The organism is Thermovenabulum gondwanense, assembly GCF_001601575.1.
Taxonomy (GTDB): Bacteria; Bacillota; Thermosediminibacteria; order Thermosediminibacterales; family Thermosediminibacteraceae; genus Thermovenabulum; species Thermovenabulum gondwanense.
The window spans coordinates 1-1,599 of record NZ_LOHZ01000006.1 but is presented as its reverse complement, the minus strand read 5'-3'; the positions used below and the strand labels follow the sequence as shown (position 1 = coordinate 1,599).

1 protein-coding gene is annotated in these 1,599 nt (G+C 37.3%); it reads right to left on the bottom strand.

Annotation, left to right across the window (positions count from 1 at the left end):
* Positions 1-185: 185 nt before the first annotated feature.
* Positions 186-1,514, bottom strand: coding sequence for an ISNCY family transposase (locus ATZ99_RS00055; protein ID WP_068747220.1), 1,329 nt, complete (start codon positions 1,512-1,514; stop codon positions 186-188).
* Positions 1,515-1,599: the final 85 nt, after the last annotated feature.

Here is a 1,599-nt window from a genome sequence, read left to right as displayed (position 1 = left end):
TGTCAAGATTCTATGAAAATGTCACCCCAAGAGGGGTAGTTTTATTCAGAGAAAATGTCACCTTTTCTTATGGCCCTAACCAAGTATATTTACCCATCTTGATGTGTCAAGGGTAAAATGAACGCTTCGCGCCCTTGACACATCTTCGCTGAGTAAATTAGAATTAATTAAGGCCATAAGAAAACCTATCTCCAAGCCAGCCTTGAGCTATACAAAGCCTCCAGAATTTCTCTATCTGAATCATCGTAGAATGATGGAAGCATGCATTGATTATTAAGGCGCCAAGGATGGTTTTCACTCGGTTTTTTTGGTTGACGAACTGATTTGGCCTTAACCTTTTTTGTTTCCTTTTTAGGTAACTCATCGAGTTTCTTAACATCATAAAGTGAGCCATTATATTCTACCCGTAAACCTATTTTAGGGCTCTGTAAGACTGTAATAGCAGCTCTAGGAGGAGGAATAACGGGTCTTTTTTTATCATCAGCTACAATTTTATAAAAAGATCCATCAAAAGAAAAAGCAGTGCCACTATCAACCTTTCTTGATATTTTACGGCAGAGAATATTATCAACATCAAGTTTTTCATCAAGCATCCTAAATGCGCTTTCAGGCACCTGGGGCGGCACTGCAAAGCGCTTATTAAATTCATCAATAAACTTTTCAAGGAACAAATTAGCCTCTTCAATAGTTTTAATACCTGCAATATCAAGTTCCACAGGAAGCCTGCTTTGAAGAGTTCCCCATAATCTTTCAATTCTTCCCTTTGCCTGAGGAGATTGGGCATAAATTAGATTTATTCCAAGTTCCTTCATAGCCCTTCCAAACTGAGTATCTTTAACCCTAATACCATTAAGTTCATCTTCTGTGGAAAGCTTATCAACTTTTGGTGAACGAAAGATAGAATGCCTATCGGCATAAACTGCTAGAGGAACTCCATGTTTGAATACTATTTGCCTTATCACCTCAAAATAGCCATCCAAACACTCATTATCAGTAAAAAACAAAGCTAAAATTTTACCTGTAGCATCATCAATTGCTCCATGAAGAGTGAGAAGCTTGCTATCAAAAAACCAAGCATGAGGGCTGGCATCAATGAGCACCAACATACCTTCTTGAGGCTTTCTTTTTCTACGTTTATGAATCGTCTTTTTTCTGTGTTTCTTAGGGCTTTCAATGCCTTGTGAAGAAAGAATCCTATAAACCGAAGCTTTGCTCAAATTTATATTCTCTTTTTCCTCCAACAGCTCTTGAAAATGAGAAAAATTAGCATAAGAGTATTTTGTAACTTTAAGTTCCTTGATCTTTAGCTTTTCTTCCTCAGAGATAGCATGCTTAGGCTTACGACCTCTATTTTTATGGATTACGAACGCATCACCGTATTTCAAAACCCCCTTTTTAATGCGTAAAACCTGGCGTTCGCTCAAGGCCAAGATTTCAGCAGCTTCCCTGACTAACATTTTCCCGTCAATAAGACAACGAGCTACGTAAAGCTTATTTCTTTCTTCTGGATTCATTGATAATATCATCCTTTCATTTTACCACAGTGAGTGACATTTTCACTGAGAAATTTTAAGATGACATTATCACAGAATAACTACA

Bases quoted from the DNA above. Each gene is read 5' to 3' on its own strand.
- ATZ99_RS00055 (WP_068747220.1), bottom strand. From the start codon at position 1,514: ATGAATCCAGAAGAAAGAAATAAGCTTTACGTAGCTCGTTGTCTTATT.